Source organism: Pseudomonas sp. E6002, from assembly GCF_013385565.1.
Lineage (GTDB): Bacteria > Pseudomonadota > Gammaproteobacteria > Pseudomonadales > Pseudomonadaceae > Aquipseudomonas.
This window is the reverse complement of record NZ_JACAPT010000044.1, coordinates 118,808-135,977: the sequence shown is the minus strand read 5'-3', so window position 1 is coordinate 135,977 and position 17,170 is coordinate 118,808. Positions and strand designations below refer to the sequence as shown.

15 protein-coding genes are annotated in these 17,170 nt (G+C 61.2%); 6 read left to right on the top strand and 9 right to left on the bottom strand.

The window, feature by feature from the left end; genetic code table 11:
- Nucleotides 1-217: 217 nt before the first annotated feature.
- From HX815_RS28790 to HX815_RS28780, 3 genes are read left to right on the top strand one after another with little or no spacing between them, the layout of a single operon-like run.
- Nucleotides 218-877, top strand: coding sequence for a paraquat-inducible protein A (locus HX815_RS28790; protein WP_177022667.1), 660 nt, complete (start codon nt 218-220; stop codon nt 875-877).
- Nucleotides 864-1,487, top strand: coding sequence for a paraquat-inducible protein A (locus HX815_RS28785; RefSeq protein ID WP_003214366.1), 624 nt, complete (start codon nt 864-866; stop codon nt 1,485-1,487). Before HX815_RS28790 ends, HX815_RS28785 begins: the two co-directional genes overlap by 14 nt.
- A complete protein-coding gene (locus HX815_RS28780; protein ID WP_003214369.1) occupies nt 1,480-3,783 on the top strand; it encodes a PqiB family protein in 2,304 nt (767 codons plus the stop codon). The genes HX815_RS28785 and HX815_RS28780 overlap by 8 nt, the downstream gene beginning before the upstream one ends.
- Before the next feature lie 170 nt (nt 3,784-3,953).
- Here HX815_RS28780 and mksF read toward each other — a convergent pair whose 3' ends face one another.
- The 3 genes from mksF to mksB are packed head-to-tail and all read right to left on the bottom strand — an operon-like array spanning nt 3,954 to nt 8,765.
- Nucleotides 3,954-6,794, bottom strand: coding sequence for an Mks condensin complex protein MksF (gene mksF, locus HX815_RS28775; protein WP_008437530.1), 2,841 nt, complete (start codon nt 6,792-6,794; stop codon nt 3,954-3,956).
- Entirely contained in the window at nt 6,791-7,498 is a 708-nt protein-coding gene (gene mksE, locus HX815_RS28770) for an Mks condensin complex protein MksE (protein WP_003214375.1), read from the bottom strand. The genes mksF and mksE overlap by 4 nt, the downstream gene beginning before the upstream one ends.
- On the bottom strand, nt 7,488-8,765 hold the full coding sequence (gene mksB / locus HX815_RS28765; protein WP_177029318.1) for an Mks condensin complex protein MksB: 1,278 nt from the start codon (nt 8,763-8,765) through the stop codon (nt 7,488-7,490). The genes mksE and mksB overlap by 11 nt, the downstream gene beginning before the upstream one ends.
- A gap of 206 nt (nt 8,766-8,971) precedes the next feature.
- Here mksB and HX815_RS28760 point away from each other — a divergent pair, with 206 nt between their 5' ends.
- The gene (locus HX815_RS28760; protein WP_003214379.1) at nt 8,972-9,709 is read left to right on the top strand and encodes a hypothetical protein; all 738 of its coding nucleotides are present in this window, start codon (nt 8,972-8,974) and stop codon (nt 9,707-9,709) included.
- Nucleotides 9,702-10,154, top strand: a complete 453-nt coding sequence (gene rimI / locus HX815_RS28755) for a ribosomal protein S18-alanine N-acetyltransferase (RefSeq protein ID WP_003214382.1) — start codon at nt 9,702-9,704, stop codon at nt 10,152-10,154. The genes HX815_RS28760 and rimI overlap by 8 nt, the downstream gene beginning before the upstream one ends.
- A 120-nt stretch (nt 10,155-10,274) precedes the next feature.
- Here rimI and HX815_RS28750 read toward each other — a convergent pair whose 3' ends face one another.
- Nucleotides 10,275-10,679: a serine kinase/phosphatase gene (locus HX815_RS28750; protein WP_177029317.1), complete on the bottom strand. Its 405-nt coding sequence runs from the start codon at nt 10,677-10,679 to the stop codon at nt 10,275-10,277.
- A gap of 150 nt (nt 10,680-10,829) precedes the next feature.
- On the opposite strand from HX815_RS28750, the gene can reads away from it, so the two are divergent.
- Nucleotides 10,830-11,474, top strand: coding sequence for a carbonate dehydratase (gene can / locus HX815_RS28745; RefSeq protein WP_003214385.1), 645 nt, complete (start codon nt 10,830-10,832; stop codon nt 11,472-11,474).
- On the opposite strand, the gene HX815_RS28740 is transcribed toward can, so the two are convergent.
- From HX815_RS28740 to HX815_RS28720, 5 genes are all read right to left on the bottom strand, one after another.
- Nucleotides 11,471-11,995, bottom strand: a complete 525-nt coding sequence (locus HX815_RS28740; protein ID WP_003214386.1) for a hypothetical protein — start codon at nt 11,993-11,995, stop codon at nt 11,471-11,473. The two genes, can and HX815_RS28740, sit on opposite strands and share 4 nt — an antisense overlap.
- Before the next feature lie 171 nt (nt 11,996-12,166).
- Complete coding sequence (locus HX815_RS28735) at nt 12,167-13,336, bottom strand: hypothetical protein (RefSeq protein WP_003214388.1); 1,170 nt, start codon at nt 13,334-13,336, stop codon at nt 12,167-12,169.
- A 122-nt stretch (nt 13,337-13,458) separates the two neighbouring features.
- A complete protein-coding gene (gene acpA / locus HX815_RS28730; RefSeq protein ID WP_177029316.1) occupies nt 13,459-15,159 on the bottom strand; it encodes an acid phosphatase in 1,701 nt (566 codons plus the stop codon).
- 101 nt (nt 15,160-15,260) lie between these two features.
- Nucleotides 15,261-15,581, bottom strand: a complete 321-nt coding sequence (locus HX815_RS28725; protein WP_010177091.1) for a hypothetical protein — start codon at nt 15,579-15,581, stop codon at nt 15,261-15,263.
- Nucleotides 15,582-15,718: 137 nt separating this feature from the next.
- Entirely contained in the window at nt 15,719-17,137 is a 1,419-nt protein-coding gene (locus HX815_RS28720; RefSeq protein WP_008437512.1) for a short-chain fatty acid transporter, read from the bottom strand.
- Nucleotides 17,138-17,170: the final 33 nt, after the last annotated feature.

Sequence of the window (17,170 nt, the reverse complement as noted above, 5' to 3'; positions counted from 1 at the left end):
TTTGTTTTGCGCGGTCGGAAAGTATGGCGAGCTTGCTGGCGAAAAACTCCAACGGTAACGCGGGCTACCTGATGCCACGCATTGGTCTAAATCCCCTCGTCCCAATCCCCCCCTCGCGCACACAAACGCTACTGAATCTCCCGACAAATTTGCACAGTTATTTCTGAACCAGAGCACTAGAATAGGCACCTAATCTTTTTTAGAGTCCGAGCCCTATATGCCCGACCCGGTTGATGCCCTTGAGGCGTCAGACTTACCGCTGGACGAACTCGTGGCATGCCATGAGTGCGACTTGTTGATGCGCAAGCCGGAGCTTGCCCGCGGTGAAAAGGCCCAATGCCCACGCTGCGGCTACGAGCTGTACGCTCACCGCCACAACGTCGTTGAACGAAGCCTGGCGTTAGTGATTGCCGCGCTGCTGTTGTACGTCCCCGCGAACTTTTTACCCATCATGCAGCTCAATCTACTCGGGCAGTCCTCGCAGGACACCGTGTGGACCGGCGTGGTCGGTCTGTTCGACACCGGTATGCAAGGCGTCGCCGTGGTGGTGTTCCTCTGCAGCATGGGCATTCCATTGCTCAAGCTCCTGTGCCAACTGGCGGTATTGCTGAGCATCCGCTGGAACATCGGCCGTAGCTACGGTCTGCTGTTTTATCGCATCTACCATCATCTGAAAGACTGGGGGATGCTCGAGGTCTATCTGATGGGCGTGCTGGTGGCGATCGTAAAGCTGGCTGACATGGCCACTATCACCGTAGGGCTCGGTCTGGCCTGCTTCGTCAGTCTGTTAATGGTCCAGATATTGTTGGAGGTGGTGATGTCACCTCACCAGATCTGGGAAGCGCTGTCAGGAGAGGATGCTCATGCGGGCGATTGATGCGGGCATTCTGATCTGTACCGAATGCCACGAACTAAACAAACAAGACCCGGACACCGACGAGCAAACCTGCACCCGTTGCGGCGCGCTGGTCCACGCCCGTCGTCCGAACAGCCTGACGCGCACCTGGGCGCTGCTGATCACGGCAGCCATCTTGTACATCCCGGCCAATTTGTTGCCGATCATGACCGTAAGCTCCCTGGGCCAAGGCGATCCGAGCACCATCATGTCCGGCGTGATCCAGTTGATGCAGCACGGCATGTTCCCGATCGCCGCTGTAGTGTTCATCGCCAGCATTCTGGTGCCCACCTTCAAGCTGGTGGGCATCGGCTTGTTACTGTTTTCGGTGCAGCGTCACCAGCCACTTTCCGCGCAACAACGCATTATCATGTACCGCTTTATCGAGTTCATTGGCCGCTGGTCCATGCTGGATATCTTCGTGATTGCCATCCTGGTGGCAGTCGTAAACTTTGGGCGACTTGCCAGTGTCGAGGCCAATCTCGGTGCCGTAGCGTTCGCCAGTGTGGTGATCTTGACGATGCTTGCCGCAGTAACTTTTGATCCCCGACTGATTTGGGATAACACGGAGTCGGACGACGACCATGAGTGATTTGCCTAAGGCTAAAACCCGCCCAGCTTCCAACTGGTCGGCCATTTGGGTGCTGCCCCTGATTGCCCTGATCATCGGCGGCTGGTTGGGGTGGCGCGCCTACAACCAGCAAGGCATCGAGATTCAGGTTCGCTTTGAAAGCGGCGAAGGCATCCAGGCCAACAAGACCGAAGTGGTCTACAAAGGCATGTCCGTGGGTAAGGTCAAGACCCTGGCCCTGGATGACGAAGGTAACAATCGCGGAGTGATTGCCACCATCGAGATGAACAAGGATGTCGAGCAATACCTCAAGACCAACACCCGCTTCTGGCTGGTAAAGCCAAGTGTCAGCCTGGCCGGGATCACCGGCCTGGAAACCCTGGTCTCGGGTAACTACATCGCCGCCAGCCCAGGCGATGGTGAGCCGACGCGCAAGTTCAAGGCCCTGTCCGAAGAACCGCCTTTATCCGACGCCAAGCCCGGCCTGCACCTGACGATCAAAGCTGATCGACTCGGCTCGCTGAACCGTGGCAGCCCGGTGTTCTACAAGCAGATCCAGGTCGGCCAGGTCAAAAGCTACCTGCTCTCCGAAGACCAGACCACCGTTGAAATCAAGGTCTACATCGAGCCGACCTACGCCAGCCTGGTGCGTAAACACACGCGTTTCTGGAACGCCAGCGGCATCAGCATCGACGCCAACCTTTCCGGCGTAAAAGTCCGCAGTGAATCCCTGGCCAGCATCGTTGCCGGCGGTATCGCCTTCGCCACGCCGGAGAATCGCAAGGACAGCCCACCGACGGACCCGAGCCTGCCGTTCCGCCTGTACGAAGACTTCGATGCAGCCGCGGCGGGCATCAAGGTCAAAGTCAAACTCACCGACTTCGAAGGCCTCCAGGCGGGCCGCACCCCGGTGATGTACAAAGGCATCCAGGTCGGCAGCCTGAAGACCCTGAAGATCGATCCGGACCTGTCCAGCGCCAATGCCGAGTTGACCCTCGACCCACTGGCCGAAGACTACCTCGTCCAGGACACCCAATTCTGGGTAGTCAAGCCGTCCATCTCACTGGCCGGCATCACCGGGCTGGAAGCGTTGGTCAAAGGTAACTACATCGCCATCCGTCCCGGCGACAAGGGCACCGCGCCACAACGGGAGTACGTCGCCCGCGCCAAGGCGCCGCCACTGGACCTGCGTTCCCCCGGCCTGCACATGGTGCTCTTCACCGACAACCTCGGTTCCCTGGATGTCGGCAGCCCGATCCTCTACAAGCAGGTCAAGGTCGGTTCCGTGCAGAGCTACCAGTTCTCCCGCAAGAACAAGCAACTGGTGATCGGCGTCCATATCGAGAAAGAATACGAAGGCCTGGTCAATGGCTCGACCCGTTTCTGGAATGCCAGCGGCGTGACCCTGACCGGTGGGCTTACCGGCGGCATCCAGGTGAAAAGCGAATCCCTGGCCAGCCTGATGGCGGGCGGTATCGCCTTCGAAACCCCGGAGCCGAATGTGCCGCTGAAAAAGCGCATCCCGCGTTTCCGTCTGTTCCCGGATCGCGAAGCCGCCAACCAGCACGGTACGTTGGTGACCATCAAGGTCGACCGCGCCGATGGCCTGCGCCCGGGTACGCCAGTGCGCTTCAAGGGCCTGGACGTAGGCAAGATCGAAAGTGTCGACCTGAGCGCCGACATGCAATCGGTGCTGCTCAGCGCGCGTATCACCCAAGTGGCCGACCGCATCGCACGGGCCGGCAGTCAGTTCTGGGTGGTCAAGCCTGAACTGGGCCTGATGAAAACGTCGAACCTGGAAACCCTGGTGACCGGCCAGTACATTGAAGTACAGCCAGCGACCAAAAGCATCGGCCCACAGAAGAGTTTCGTCGCGCTGGACAAGCCGCCAGAAGCCGTTCATCAGGAGGAGGGCCTGAGCCTGGTACTCAGCGCCGCACGCCGTGGCTCGTTGAAGGAAGGCGTTCCGGTCACTTACCGCGAAGTCACCGTAGGCAAAGTTACCGGCTACGAGCTGGGCCAGACCGCCGACCGTGTGCTGGTTCACATCCTGATCGAGCCCAAGTACGCGCCTCTGGTGCGCAGTGGCAGCCGGTTCTGGAACACCAGCGGCTTCGGGCTCGACTTCGGCTTGTTCAAGGGCGCGACCGTTCGCACTGAGTCCCTGGAGACCCTGGTCGCCGGCGGCATCGCCTTTGCCACGCCGGACGGCGAGCGCATGGGCAACGCCGCTCGGCCCCAGCAGACCTTCCCGCTGTTCGACAAGTTTGAAGATGAATGGCTGACCTGGGCGCCTAAAATCCCACTCGGCAAATAGACCGAGGCGCGGCCTTCGCGAGCAAGCCCGCTCCCACATTTGACCCAGTTCCCATTGAAGGAACCCGATTGAATGTGGGAGCGGGCTTGCTCGCGAAGAGGCCCTCAAGAACACCAAAAAAAGGCCGCGATCCAGAAGATCGCGGCCTTTTTGCATTTCAGCGCAACTGATTAAACCTCATCCAGCTCCGGCTCATCCGCCTGCACATTCACCGTCGCCTTCACCACATCGTGACGACGGATGTACTTCCAGTCCGCTTCATCAATGTAGATCCCGTTCGGCCCGCTGCCGCCTTCCAGGTCGATCGCCACCTGGGCGGAAACCTGCGGCTTCACACTCGCCAGAATCGGCACGAAGCCCAGTTGCAAGCTGGTCTCCAGCAATGCCGCCTGGTTCTTCTCATCGATGTCCGCGGCTTCATCGAGGTAGTACGGCAGGCGCACACGACCGGCCTGGTCGCGGTCCATCAAGTGCAGCAACAAATACATGTTGGTCAGGGCCTTGATGGTCATGGTGGTGCCGTTGGAGGCGGCGCCATCGATGTCGGTGTGAATGATCGGCTGGCCGTTGACCTTGGTGATCTCGAACGCCAGTTCGAACAAGTCCTTGAGGCCCAACTGGTTATGGTTGGCCGCAACCAGGCGCGCCAGGTATTCCTTGGCCTCCTCGTTCTTGTTGTCCTGCTCGGCGCTCTGGCTCAGATCGAACACCGACAGGGTTTCGCCTTCTTCATACTGACCGGCACTGTGGATGATCTGGTCGATATGCTTGAGGGCTTCCTTGTTCGGCGCGAGCACGATGCGGAAGCTCTGCAGGTTGGACACCTGGCGCTTGTTGATCTCACGGTTGAACAACGCCAACTGGTGCTCAAGGCTGTCGTAGTCGCTGCGGATATTGCGCAAGGTGCGCGCGATATCCGTGACCGCCGCCCGCCGGGCCTTGCCCAGGGTCAGGGCTTCATCGGTACGGTGCGCGTAAGCGTTGATCAACAGATGCAGGCGGCGCTCCATATCGTCTTCACTGTCGAACTTGGCCACGCCCTTGAGGCGCACCTGTGCGTACAGCGCGTCGATCTGGCCATCAGCGCGCAGCAGGCCTTGCCAACTGTCCTGGTAGTCATTGAGCAGCGGCAGCAGGTTGTCCATGGAGTCGTCGACCGGGTCCATGAACGGCGTACCAAACGGCAAGTCTGCCGGCAGCAACTGACGACGACGCAACGCGTCATCCAGGGTGCGCTGCTTGGCTTCCATATCACCAATCTGCCTGCCTACCAATTGCAGCTTGGCCGACAGTTGCTGGACGCGCTCGGTAAACGCATCGCTGGAGCGTTTCAATTCGTCCTGGGCCGCTTCCATCTGCGCCAGGCTTTCCAGCTTCTCGCCTTCCTCGGCGCTCAGGGTTTGTGCACGGCGGAAATCTTCCAGCGCCTTCTGCGCGTCCAGTACCTGTTGGTACAGCGCTTCAGTCTGGGTCTTGCTCGCCGCGCGGTCGGCCGCCACGGCTTGCTGGGTTTTCAGTTGCTTGAGTTCTTTTTCCAGACGCTCTTTCTGGTCGCGCAACGCGGCGCGGTCAGCCAGTGCCTGCAACGCCGGTGGCTCGATGTGCGAGATGTCGATGGCCAGCCCCGGCACTTCAAAACGCTCGCCCTTGAAGCCATCAAGGATCTGCTCCAGGGATTTCACCCACAGGCCGTCCTCGTCCAGCGTGATGCCATGCTCACCCAGCGGCAAGCTGAACAGCGAACTGTTGAACAGGCGCATCAGACGCTCGACATCCTGCTGCGAGAATTCTTCCCGCAGCTTGGCGTAGCTGTTGTTGTCGGCGTGATCGAGTTGCTGCTTCACCGACTTCAGGCGTTTTTCCAGGTCCCGCAGACGTTCGTCCAGATCCTCGGCGCTGAACTGACGCGACTGCGCCAAGGCCCCGGCCAGTTCATCGTGAGCATCCTTGGCGGCCAGCAGTTGCTGCTCCAGCACCTTGACGTCATCCACCAGCGCGAAGCGGTGCTTGAGCACTGACAGCTCACCCAGCCAGCGCTGAATCCCGCTGATTTCCCGCTCCAGGCGCATCAGCTCCTGAGTGCCGCCGCGCTGGTCGTTCTGCAGCGAATCCTGCTCGTTGCGGTAATGCTCGGCCTGGATCGTCAGTTCTTCCTTGCGCGCACTGGCGTAGTCCGACCAGGTGCCCAGCAACGAATCCAGCAGCGGTGACAGGCGATGCAGCTTGCCCCGCAGAATGTCCCGCTGCTTCACGCCGTTGGCCAAGGCTTCTACCAGAGGGCCGGCAGCCACCAGCGAGTTGTAGTCCTGCTCCATGCGTCGTACATCGCGGAAGGCTTCTTCGCACGCCGCGATGTAATCGACACTGCCGGAACGCAGGCTGTGTTCGAACGCATCCAGAAACAGCTGCTTCAACTTGGCCGCGGTGATTTCCCGCATGTGCAGCAAATTGATAAACAGCGCGCGGAAGGTCTTCAGGCTCTGCTCGCTGGTGGAGCGCAGCGGAATCAGGGTCAGGTCCAGCGGGATCGACGTATGGCCGCCCACCAGCAAACGCCGCAGCTCATCGGGCTTGAGCTCATAGGCTTTCAGGCCTTCGCGCTCAAGGTTGGTGAACAGCTCTTTCTGGCGCAGGCAGGTGTCGTTCTTCTGGTAGTGCGCCAGGTCCAGCTTGCCGGCGTAGGCAAAGAACTGGTGACCGAAACCACCGCCCGGGCCGCGACCGACCACGCCGATCACGTGCGGGCCATGGGGAAGCGAGACTTCCACGAGGATGTAGCTGGTGTCGGTGGCAAAGTAGAAACGCCGGGATTGCTCCAGGGTGTACTTGCCGAAACTCATGTCCGACATGCGCGCCAGAATCGGGAACTGCAAGGCGTTGATCGACGCCGATTTGCCAAGGTTGTTCGCGCCGTACACCGACAGCGGTTCTTCCAGCGGGAACAGGCCCAGGCTGTAACCGGCGGTGTTCAAAAGGGCGAAGCGGCGAATGCCGTAGCGTTCCTTGCTCATGCGTCGGTCTCCTGTTCTTCGGCAATGGCGCGGGCCAGGGCGTCTTCTTCGCTTTCTTCTGCAAAGTCACTCAAGTCCAGCGGGTCATCGGTCTTCAGCAGTTTTTCATCGCTGTCTTCGTCGATGATCACCGGGGCCGGCAACGGCAATACGCTGTGGATGCTCGCGGCCAGGTCGCGGTCTTGCTGGACCGAGAGGCACACATCGAGGAAGCGGTGCATCGGCGGCAGGAAGCGGTAGATGCCGTTCTCTTCACCGGCAAAACCCAGCTGGGTCATGCGGCGCATGATTTTTTCTTCCAGTTCCTCGACGGTCTGCACTTCGGCCTGGATAAACAGGTCGCGGTACTTTTCCAACAACGACGGCAGTTCGTCACGGCCCAGGCTGCCACCGTCGAGCACGGCGATCGGGTCGCGGCCCTGGTCGGCCAGGTGCTCGACGATGATGAAGGTGAACAACGCCAGGCGCTGGGCGGTCTTGTTGACCTGCGCGGCGGCCACGGCCGAGTCCGGCACGAAGTAGTAGAAACCCCGCGTGTCGCACACCAACTCAAAGCCCAGGGCCTTGAACAACGTGCGGTACTGGTCCTGGAAGTTCGACAGTTGGGCGTACAGCTCCGGGTCGCGGCGGCTGACGTGGTAACCCTTGAACAGCTCGCGAAAGATCGGCGCCAGCTGGGACAGTTCGGATAGATCAAGATGCATGAGGGGTGCTCGCAGAATTCCCGGCCGTATCAATACCGGCTGGAAGCAGGGCGAATGAGCGCAGGCTGACCTGGTGCTCGTGAGTGTGGTAATCCCGTCGTTCCAGACGTTCACGCTTGAAGCGTTTTTCCCGCGACAGGCGTGAGAACCAGTACAGCAACTCGTCGGTTGCGCCGTCCGGTTCCTGCTCCAGCAGCCAGGTCATCAGGTCCGGCATCGGCAGCGCGTCTTCACAGCGCTCGAGCATTTCCTTGACCGTGCGCGGTGCGCGAGGGGCTTCGCCCTTGTGGGATTTATGCGCCTTGGGGAAACGCGCCGGCTTCGGTTCGAAGTTGGCCAGGGCGTACACGTAGGCTTCGACCTGGCTGGCACTGCCGAGAAAGGTGCTTTGCGGCCGGGTGAACATCGGCATCGCCGCTTGCGGCACCGCGTCCAGGCCCTTGCGGCGAATCGCCGACAAGGCCAGCGCCGCGCCACGGGTCACGGCGTTGTGCCGGCGTGCTTCTTCCCGCAACGGCAGCAGCAGTTCCCGGGCGTGACGCAAGGTCAGTTGGGCGCTGGTCTGCATTTCGAGGATGCGCGCGTGGGTGCGCAGCAGCATGTCGTCGTCCACCAGGTGGCCGAGGCGCTGCTGCTCGGTGAGCATGCGCAACAGTACGTTTTCCACCTTGCGCACGCCTTGTTCGAAGGCGCCGTCGGCGTTCACCAGTTGAATCATCGGCTCGACGTATTCGTCCCAGGTCGCCAGTACTTCGGCGTAGCGCTGGCGCAACGGGATCTGCCGGTCGCTGGTCTTGGCGCGATCGGCCACGGCAGCGAGGGCCTGTTCGTCGTTGGCGAGTTTTTTCAGCACGTCGCGCACGCGCATGTCCAGCAGGCGCAATTGGCGCGCCAGGTCATGGCCGTCGCGGATGTCGAAGGCGTCCTGGATATAACCGGCCAGGCGCTCAAGGTGGCGCAGGTAGGCTTCGATTTCCAGGCACAGGCCTAGCCGGTGCTCCTTGCGAAGATACGCCAGGAAGTCGTGGATCTGTGCGTTGAGCTCGAAACGGTTCGGGCTCTTGGCGACAGGCACCAGGATATCCAGGCGAATCCACACGTCCAGCAGGCTGGTGATGTCCTGTGGCGTGCTGTCCAGTTGTTGGGCGGCCAGCTGGGCGCGCAGTTCGCTGAGGCTCAGGGTGCCTTGGTCGAAGTGTTCGCACAGTGGCTCAAGCAGGGCCCAGTGTTCGGCGAGGGCGCGCAAGACGCGCTTGGGTTCGATCATCGGAATGGCCGGCTGGTTAGCGATTAAAAGCAGCGATTGTACTGCATCGGTGCCGGGATTTATCCACAGCCGGTCGTGAGGCGCTCACCGGAACGATCAACTGCGGGCGATCTTCGTCGAAGGGCGGTAGAATCCCTGTTCTTTAGTTATCCACAAGTGGCCGACCTTTGCTTATCGAGTCCCGACGTCGCGCTTACTTGACCGCCATGCAGGTGGTCAACTGGCTGCCGCGCACTGAATTACCGTTCGCCGCCCCTTCGCGGCCCGAGCTGCTGGAGGCCCCGGAACCGTTCGAGGCTTTCGAGCCTTCGGGTGAGGAGGCGGCTGCGCCGGTGCCGCTGGTCAAGCCCGTGGCAGAAACCCCGGTGGTCCGGCCAAAGGTCGAAGTGCCGCGCCCGTCGCCGGTGGCCAAGCCGGTCGTCGCCGAAGAGGCGCCTGCCGTGGTCAAGGCTCCGGTCGTACCGCCGCCACGCTTTGCCCTGCAACTGCTGCGGGCCGGGCGATGCCTGCTGCTGGTGGAGTTACCCACAGGCGAGCGCTTCCAGGCCCGCGACCCGGCCTATCTGCTGCTCAAGGACATGTTGCGCGCCGCCGGCCTGCCCGACAGTCCGCAAATCGTTGGCGAGCCGGTGCGCTGGCCGCTGCTGGCCCGGGGCACCATGGACCAGGGCCCGGAAGCTGCACGGGATTTTGTGCAAGGTTTTGTCTCGGCGCGCCTGGAAGACGAACCCTGCGTGTGCCTGTGGCTGATCGGCCTGCCCGCCGTGCGTTTTGCCGGCGAAGCGAATGCCGAGGCCTGGTACCGCGAACTGCAGGTCGAAGGCCTGGGCTCCGTCTGGGCCCTGCCGGGCCTGGAACTATTAATGGAAGAGCCACAGCGTAAGGCTGATGTCTGGCAAGCCATGCGCCGGCTGATGGCGCGCTGGAAAAGTACCGATGAGTGAAGCTTTATCCTTCCGCCCGATGACCGAGGCGGACCTCGACGCTGTACTGAAGATTGAATACGCAGCGTTCAGCCACCCCTGGACCCGCGGGATTTTTCTCGACGGGCTGGGCAAGTACCAGATCTGGCTGATGTTTGAAGGTGAGCAGCAGGTGGGCCACGGGGTGGTGCAGATCATCCTCGATGAAGCGCATTTGCTGAACATCACCGTCAAGCCGGAAAACCAGGGCCGTGGCCTGGGCTTGAGCTTGCTGGAGCACCTGATGTCCCGGGCCTACGAGGCCAAGGCGCGGGAATGTTTCCTGGAAGTGCGCGACAGCAACACCGGCGCGTTCCGGCTGTACGAGCGTTATGGTTTCAACGAAATTGGCCGTCGGCGGGATTATTACCCCGCCGTCGGTGGCCGCGAAGATGCGGTCGTGATGGCCTGCACCCTGGTCGACTAAACACAGGGCCCAATGTGGGAGCGGGCTTGCTCGCGAAGGCGATGGTCCAGTCGCCAGATGTAATGACTGACACACCGCCTTCGCGAGCAAGCCCGCTCCCACATTCAGTTCGGCAGGGTGTCAGCGGTTGCCGTCTACTGGATCGATATCGGCCAACTCGGCCTCATCCAGGCCATTGCCGCCGCCGATCTCGTCTTCATCGACGATACTCAAATCGTAATCCGCCGGATGGTCTTCACCTGCTTCCTGCGCATCCCGCGCGCCATCCTCATGGATCAGCGTTTCCGGGTTCATGTCATCATCGGTTGAATCATGATCGTCAGTGGAAGCACCGGTCATCCCGGCTTCGCGCACCCGTTCGTCGGGCATCAGGTGCTCACGCTCCCGTGGCGGAATCTCGTCGCCGATTTCCGCAGTCGGCTCCTCCTTGTCAAAATCCAGCTCGCGCATTTCGCCCATGCGATCTTCGTTGTCATCAATCGGTTCCGGCTGTGTAGCGCCGTAGGGACGTCGTGATTCAGTCATGGCGATTCCTCATACTGTGGGGCTTATAGTGTGTGGACAGGCATGGCTCCCCAAGATTCAAGTAATTGCCGCCCGCTATCTTTATTGCTGGCGTGACCCGGACGGGCGGTCGAGTGTCAAAACTGCGCATCATTCCTGAGGCTTTCCCTGATGAACGAACTACAAGACTTGCTTGATAACAACGAACGCTGGGCGGATGCGATCAAACAGGAAGATCCCGAATTCTTCGCCAAGCTCGCCCGCCAGCAAACCCCGGAATACCTGTGGATCGGCTGTTCCGACGCCCGCGTGCCGGCCAACGAGATCGTTGGCATGCTGCCCGGCGACCTGTTTGTGCACCGCAACGTGGCCAACGTGGTATTGCACACCGACCTCAATTGCCTGTCGGTGATCCAGTACGCAGTCGACGTGCTCAAGGTCAAACACATCCTGGTGACCGGCCACTATGGCTGCGGTGGCGTACGCGCCTCGATGCAGGACAACCAGTTGGGCCTGATCGACGGCTGGCTGCGCACCATCCGTGACCTGTACTACGAAAACCGCGACGTGCTGGCCCAGTTGCCCACGGAAGAGGAACGCGTAGACCGCCTGTGCGAACTGAACGTGATCCAGCAGGTGGCCAACGTCGGCCACACCAGCATCGTGCAGAACGCCTGGCACCGCGGGCAGAGCCTGTCGGTTCATGGCTGCATTTACGGGATCAAGGACGGCCGCTGGAAAAGCCTGAACACCACCATCAGTGGCTTCGAGCAACTGCCGCCGCAATACCGCCTGCGCCCGCTGGGTGCGGTCTAAGGGCTTTTGCGTTCGCGCCACTGCTCCATGAATTGCTGACCCTCGGGATTCAACGGCTCCTTCATGCCGGTGATCCAGCCCCGACAGTTGAGCTCGCCGCACTGGCAGCGAAACTGTCGGAACAATACGTCCTCCGTGTGGGCGTAATCCATGGTCAGCAGGGCGCCAGCGGGAATGGGCTGAACGGACCACAGTTCCAGGTATGTCATGTCGAGAAACGCGTTCGGGTTGCATGAATGCGAAAGCAGGCCGCTGAACCAAGGGTCGTACAAGTGGATACGCGAGGACATCTGCACCGTATGCAGGCGCCGCTCATTCAATGCGTAGCCGGACACCCTGGCGATACACAGGCGGCTGTCAAAGGCGACGCGGGTCTTGATCCCGTCGCCTGAACCGTCTCGGGTACGCACCACTTCATAGTCGCGAGCGCGGGGGTAGCCGTGTTCGGCGAGGGCGGTCGCGAACGGGTAAAGACACTTGCTCACAGCGGTTTTAGCCTTGTCCATGGCTTGAGTTTTCATGACTCTCCAGGAGGGGCTGCATCGACCTGCCGGTGGTGTCTTGACTGCCAGTCTTGCAGCGGATGGGCGCGGCTCAAGACTCGCTTAAGTGGGAACCAATTTCTACTGTCAAATCTGACAGTAGAAATTGGCTATCTTTTATGTAGGAAAATGCCCTTCTTGCAGCCTGCTTCAGAGCGCCGGTGCTTCAATCGCCGGTTCTGGCACGGCGCTTTTCAATTGCCTCAGCTGGGTTTTGATCGCCGGCTGGGCACACTTGGCGTTCGCTTGATCGGGCGTCAGCTCGCGGATAGAGGTGTAGAACAGTTCGCAGGTCTGCTCCTTGCGCGTTACCTGCCAAGTGTTCATGCAGCCTTTGAGCTGTACATTCGGATCGCTGGCGGGCTTCTGGCCCATCGAGGCCTGCCAGCAGGCGGCGCTCAAGTCCTGGCCCATCACCTTCAAACCGGCCTCGTCGGCCTTTTGCTCGTCACCGTCATAGGTGTCGGGGTTGGCGGCATACCAGATGTAGCTCGGGTGATTGGCGCCCAGTACGGCGACCTGGCTCCCGACGGCCGGGCTGATTTGCGCCAGGCCCAGTACGGCAACGGTTTGCCCGTATTGCTGCTTGATCCAGCTGCGCACCGGCGCGCCGAAGGCCACCATCGGCAACGCGCCGCCCGCGTGCTGGCTCAGCTCCTTGACCATCCGGGTCTGGTAGTCGGTGAAGTAACCGTAGACGCCTTCCAGGTCCTTGCCCGCCGTGGCTGGGGCGGCGATCGGGGCGATGTCGATGATGGTCTGGTATTCCGGCGTCTGGGTCGCCGGGATGCCGTTGGCCGTGAGCAAGGTCGCCCAGCGGTCGGTGGTGGCCGACTCCAGGTAGTCCTGGAAGTGGGTCAGGGAATAATCCGGCGGGAAGTGCAGCAGCTCGATGCTCTTGCGGTTTTCCAGGGCCATGCCCAGCGGCAGGAACAGGTACCAGTTGAACTGCCATTTGCCATCACCATTGAGTTTGCTGGCGCCCTGGTAAGCCAGGTCGGCGGTATCGAGCAAGGTGGTCAACGGCTGGCCATAACCGTCTGGCACACCGCTGAACGTGGCCAGCACCTGGTCATGCTCGGTCTTGACGCTGACTTTGGCCCGGCTGTAACCGTCGCGTTGCAGGCTCTGGTTCAGGTAGTGCTCGACGGTCTGTTCCAGCGTCCAGGGACGAAAACAGATGACGCTGCAATTGTTCGGGTACGCGAACAACTGGGTGACCCGTTGCGGGGTACCCAGCGGTACGGTGATATCAGCCTGTACGACCGCACTCAAGGTCAGTGCGGCCAGGGTGAAGGACAACCTGGTGAGTTTGAACATGGATGGTTCCCTGTCAGCGAAAGCCCGTCTGCGCGGGGTGAATGCCCACCCTCACACAGTAGCGGTTGACCGGGAAAAGCGCGTAGAAAAACTGCGCGCTTGTCGCTTTTGAGCAAGTGCGTCTACACCTTGAAGTGCAGGGCGTTGGTCAGGTCACCCATGGGCTTCTGGCCGCGCGCGGTCATGGCGTCGTCACGCTGCTTTAGCCCATCGAGGGTTTCCAGCTGGAACACCCGGGTGATCAGACGCAGGATCGACGCGGTGTCGTAGACGGTATGGTCCACCGTGCCCTTGCGCGCGAACGGCGAGACCACCAGTGCCGGAATCCGCGTGCCCGGGCCCCAACGATCGCCTTTTGGCGGTGCAACGTGGTCCCACCAGCCGCCGTTTTCATCGACGGTGACGATCACCACCATGTTCTTCCACTGCGGGCTTTCCTGCAGCACCTTCAAGGCGCGGGTGATATGCCGGTCGCCCGAAGCGACGTCGGCGTAACCGGCGTGCATATTCAGGTTGCCCTGGGGTTTGTAGAAGGTCACCGCAGGCAGCTTGCCGGCCTGGGCATCGGCGAAGAACCTGTTGGTGCTGGCGTCATCCCCCAGGCCGCCATCGCGCAGGCGTTTATTGCGCTCAGCCGGGTTTTCCGGGCCTTGCTGCTTGAAGTAGTTGAAGGGTTGGTGGTGGTACTGGAAGTTCGGAATCTTCGGAATGCCGCCCGAGTCCTTGAACTGATCCAGCGTTGCTTGCCACGCACCGGCGTACCAGGCCCAGTCGACGTTCTTTTTCGACAGTTTGTCGCCGATGTGCTCGTGGGTTTGTGGCACCAGCACGTTAGGCAAGTCGGGCTTGGAGTAATCCGGGCGCTCGGGGTCGCGAATCCAGGTAGGCCAGTAAGGCGGGGCCAGGGTGTTCACGCCGAAACCGTCCGGGGTCAGTGCGCTGGGGCCGAATTGCGGCGGGCCGGTCATGGCGCTGGCCGGGGATTTGTCCAGCGGCTTGAGGCGCGGGTCGGTCGGGTCGTCGCTTTGCAGCGTGGCGATCTGTGCCTTGGCCACCGATTGCGCAGCGTTTGGGTACACCGGCGGGGTGGCGCTGATCAGGTATTGGTGGTTGAGGAACGAGCCGCCAAACGCGCCCTGGAAGAAGTTATCGCAGAGCACAAACTCCTTTGCCACGTCCCACAAGCGCAGGGCGTAACGGCTCTGGGCGTAGTGGCCCATCAGCAGGCCGCCGGAGTCGCCCCAGGCGACGAACGCATCGTTTTTACCGCCATTGATCTGCATCTGGTTCTGATAGAACACGTGCCACAAATCCCGGGTGACCAGGCTCAGGGGCTGGTCTTCACCGTTCGGGCCCTTCAGGGCGTAGGGGGCGTTGGGCAGGTTTTCCTGGTATTGCACTTCGCTGGGGTAGGTCACGCCATCGACGGTCTGCGGGCCGATTTGCAACACGCCGCCCCAGGTCGGGGGCAGCGTGCTCAGCAGGCTGCCGTCGCGGTCGCGTTGTTGATACTCAGCGGCGGTCAGGGCCGACAGGGGTTTCTCGACGCCGGGGAAATCAGCAAACAGGTTGTTGAAACTGCGGTTTTCGGCGTAGATCACCACCACGGTTTTAACCTGTTCGTGCAGAGCCTTGTCCAGCTCTTGCGGCGTCAGCGGACGCTCCACCGGCTTGCCGGGTGCCTCGCTGGTATTGCCGCAGGCACTCAGGGTCGCACCCACGCCCAGCACGGCCGCGCCTCCCAGGAAGCGCCGCCGGCTGGTGTCGACTGGCGGTTTGGCTTCAATGTCTTGGGAAGGGCGGTCTTCGTGCTCGTCGCTCATTGCTGGGAGTTCCTGCTGGTTGAATGTTGCAAGATATTTCGCAGGACGGTAGCAATGCAATGTGACGGAACGAAGACAGTGCCTTGAACGCTACAGGCCACTCATAACAAGCGCAGTGCCAATTGGCTGCCGGCGCGCAAGTACTCTACCTGGGACGCCAGCGCATCCTTGACGATGGCTTCGCCCGTGTCAGTCAGCTTGGCTTTCTTGGCATCGATGACGCAGGACTGCAGCAGTTGCATGGCCACATCCATGGCTTTCTGGAACGCCGTCACGTTGTTGTGCAGGCCAAACTCCTTGATAACAGTGGCCATGCGGCAATCGGCATTGTCGCGCAGGCCCTGGTACTCAACGAACGACACGTTGCCGTCCTTGTAAATAGCATTGATCAACTCTTCCAGCGATTTGGATAGGGGCGTCATCGGATTTTCCTTGGGGGGTGTGAGGCGTTATCCGAATCAGGTTAATCAAAGGCGTTGGCGGCAGAAATCAGGGGTTGCCACCGTAGTGAGTGGGACAACCCCGACGCGTTTGATCAGAAAGGTTACTGGCAGCTGCCCTATGGCATCACCGGCGGCAAATATTTAAGCGTCGTGCCCAACGCCCACAGCAGGAACAACACCAGCGGCGTATGCACCAGCAGCTGCACAAACGAAAAACCGATCAAGTCCCGCGCCTTCAACCCCAGCACGCCCAGCAGCGGCAGCATATAGAACGGGTTGATCAGGTTCGGCAGCGCTTCGGCGGCGTTGTAGATCTGCACCGCCCAGCCCAGGTGATATTCCAGGTCATTGGCGACCTGCATCACGTACGGCGCCTCGATGATCCACTTGCCGCCGCCCGACGGGATGAAGAAGCCCAGCACCGCCGAGTACACGCCCATCAACAGCGCGTAGGTGTCGTGGGACGCGATCGAGGTGAAGAAGGTCGAGATATGGTGCGCCAGGGTCGCGCCGTCACTGCCTTTCACCACGGTCATCAGCGCGGCAATCGAGCCATATAGCGGGAACTGGATCAGCACCCCGGTGGTGGTGGGTACCGCACGGGCCACCGCATCGAGAAAACTGCGCGGACGCCAGTGCAGTAGGGCACCGACCATCAGGAACAGGAAGTTGTAGGTGTTCAGCCCCGAGATCGCGCTGATCGCCGGCTTGGTCGAGAATTCATGGAACAACCAACCGGCGGCCAGCAACGCCAGCAGGATGGTCAGCAACGGGCTGTGCTCCAGCCACTCGCCCGGACGGGTCGGCGGTTGCGGCTTGGGCATGTTGAAGGCCGGGTCGATACCGCAAGCCTTGGCGTCACGGGCGGAGTTCGGCCCGGGCGCGGTGGCGTAGGCGATGATCAGCGACACCACGATCAGCGCCAGCAACAGCACGCCGGACTGCCACAGAAAGATGGTGTCGGTGAACGGGATCATCCCGGTGATCGACAGGATCGACGGCGGCAAACTGGCCGGGTTGGCCTGCAATTGCGCCGCTGACGACGACAGCCCCAGCGCCCAAACGGCACCCAGGCCGAGGTAGGCCGCAGCACCGGCCGCGCGGTAATCCATGCGCAAATCCGTACGCCGGGCCAGCGCACGCACCAGCAAACCACCGAACACCAGGGACAGGCCCCAGTTGAGCAACGAGGCGACCATCGAAATCAGCGCCACCCAGGCCACGGCAGAACGGCCGTTCTTCGGGATGCGCGCCAGGCGGTCGATCAACTTTACGGCGGGCGGGGAGCTGGCGACCACGTAACCGCCAATCACCACAAAGGCCATTTGCATGGTGAACGGGATCAAGCTCCAGAAACCGTCACCAAAGGCCTTGGCGGCCTCGGTCGGCGCGGCGCCCATGCCCAGGGTCGCCACCGCGACAATGATCACGGCGAGGGCGGCAAACACCCAGGAGTCCGGAAACCAGCGCTCGGCGAAGTTTGAACAACGCAGGGCGAATCGGGCGTAGCGGCTGTCTTCGATAGCATCGGCCACGTTCAGTACCTCTATTTGTATTTATTATGGGGG

What these genes read in the sequence shown, in the direction of transcription:
- HX815_RS28790 (WP_177022667.1), top strand. Translation starts at nt 218, where the DNA reads ATGCCCGACCCGGTTGATGCCCTTGAGGCGTCAGACTTACCGCTGGAC.
- HX815_RS28785 (WP_003214366.1), top strand. Translation starts at nt 864, where the DNA reads ATGCGGGCGATTGATGCGGGCATTCTGATCTGTACCGAATGCCACGAA.
- HX815_RS28780 (WP_003214369.1), top strand. Translation starts at nt 1,480, where the DNA reads ATGAGTGATTTGCCTAAGGCTAAAACCCGCCCAGCTTCCAACTGGTCG.
- mksF (WP_008437530.1), bottom strand. Translation starts at nt 6,794, where the DNA reads ATGAGCAAGGAACGCTACGGCATTCGCCGCTTCGCCCTTTTGAACACC.
- mksE (WP_003214375.1), bottom strand. Translation starts at nt 7,498, where the DNA reads ATGCATCTTGATCTATCCGAACTGTCCCAGCTGGCGCCGATCTTTCGC.
- mksB (WP_177029318.1), bottom strand. Translation starts at nt 8,765, where the DNA reads ATGATCGAACCCAAGCGCGTCTTGCGCGCCCTCGCCGAACACTGGGCC.
- HX815_RS28760 (WP_003214379.1), top strand. Translation starts at nt 8,972, where the DNA reads ATGCAGGTGGTCAACTGGCTGCCGCGCACTGAATTACCGTTCGCCGCC.
- rimI (WP_003214382.1), top strand. Translation starts at nt 9,702, where the DNA reads ATGAGTGAAGCTTTATCCTTCCGCCCGATGACCGAGGCGGACCTCGAC.
- HX815_RS28750 (WP_177029317.1), bottom strand. Translation starts at nt 10,679, where the DNA reads ATGACTGAATCACGACGTCCCTACGGCGCTACACAGCCGGAACCGATT.
- can (WP_003214385.1), top strand. Translation starts at nt 10,830, where the DNA reads ATGAACGAACTACAAGACTTGCTTGATAACAACGAACGCTGGGCGGAT.
- HX815_RS28740 (WP_003214386.1), bottom strand. Translation starts at nt 11,995, where the DNA reads ATGAAAACTCAAGCCATGGACAAGGCTAAAACCGCTGTGAGCAAGTGT.
- HX815_RS28735 (WP_003214388.1), bottom strand. Translation starts at nt 13,336, where the DNA reads ATGTTCAAACTCACCAGGTTGTCCTTCACCCTGGCCGCACTGACCTTG.
- acpA (WP_177029316.1), bottom strand. Translation starts at nt 15,159, where the DNA reads ATGAGCGACGAGCACGAAGACCGCCCTTCCCAAGACATTGAAGCCAAA.
- HX815_RS28725 (WP_010177091.1), bottom strand. Translation starts at nt 15,581, where the DNA reads ATGACGCCCCTATCCAAATCGCTGGAAGAGTTGATCAATGCTATTTAC.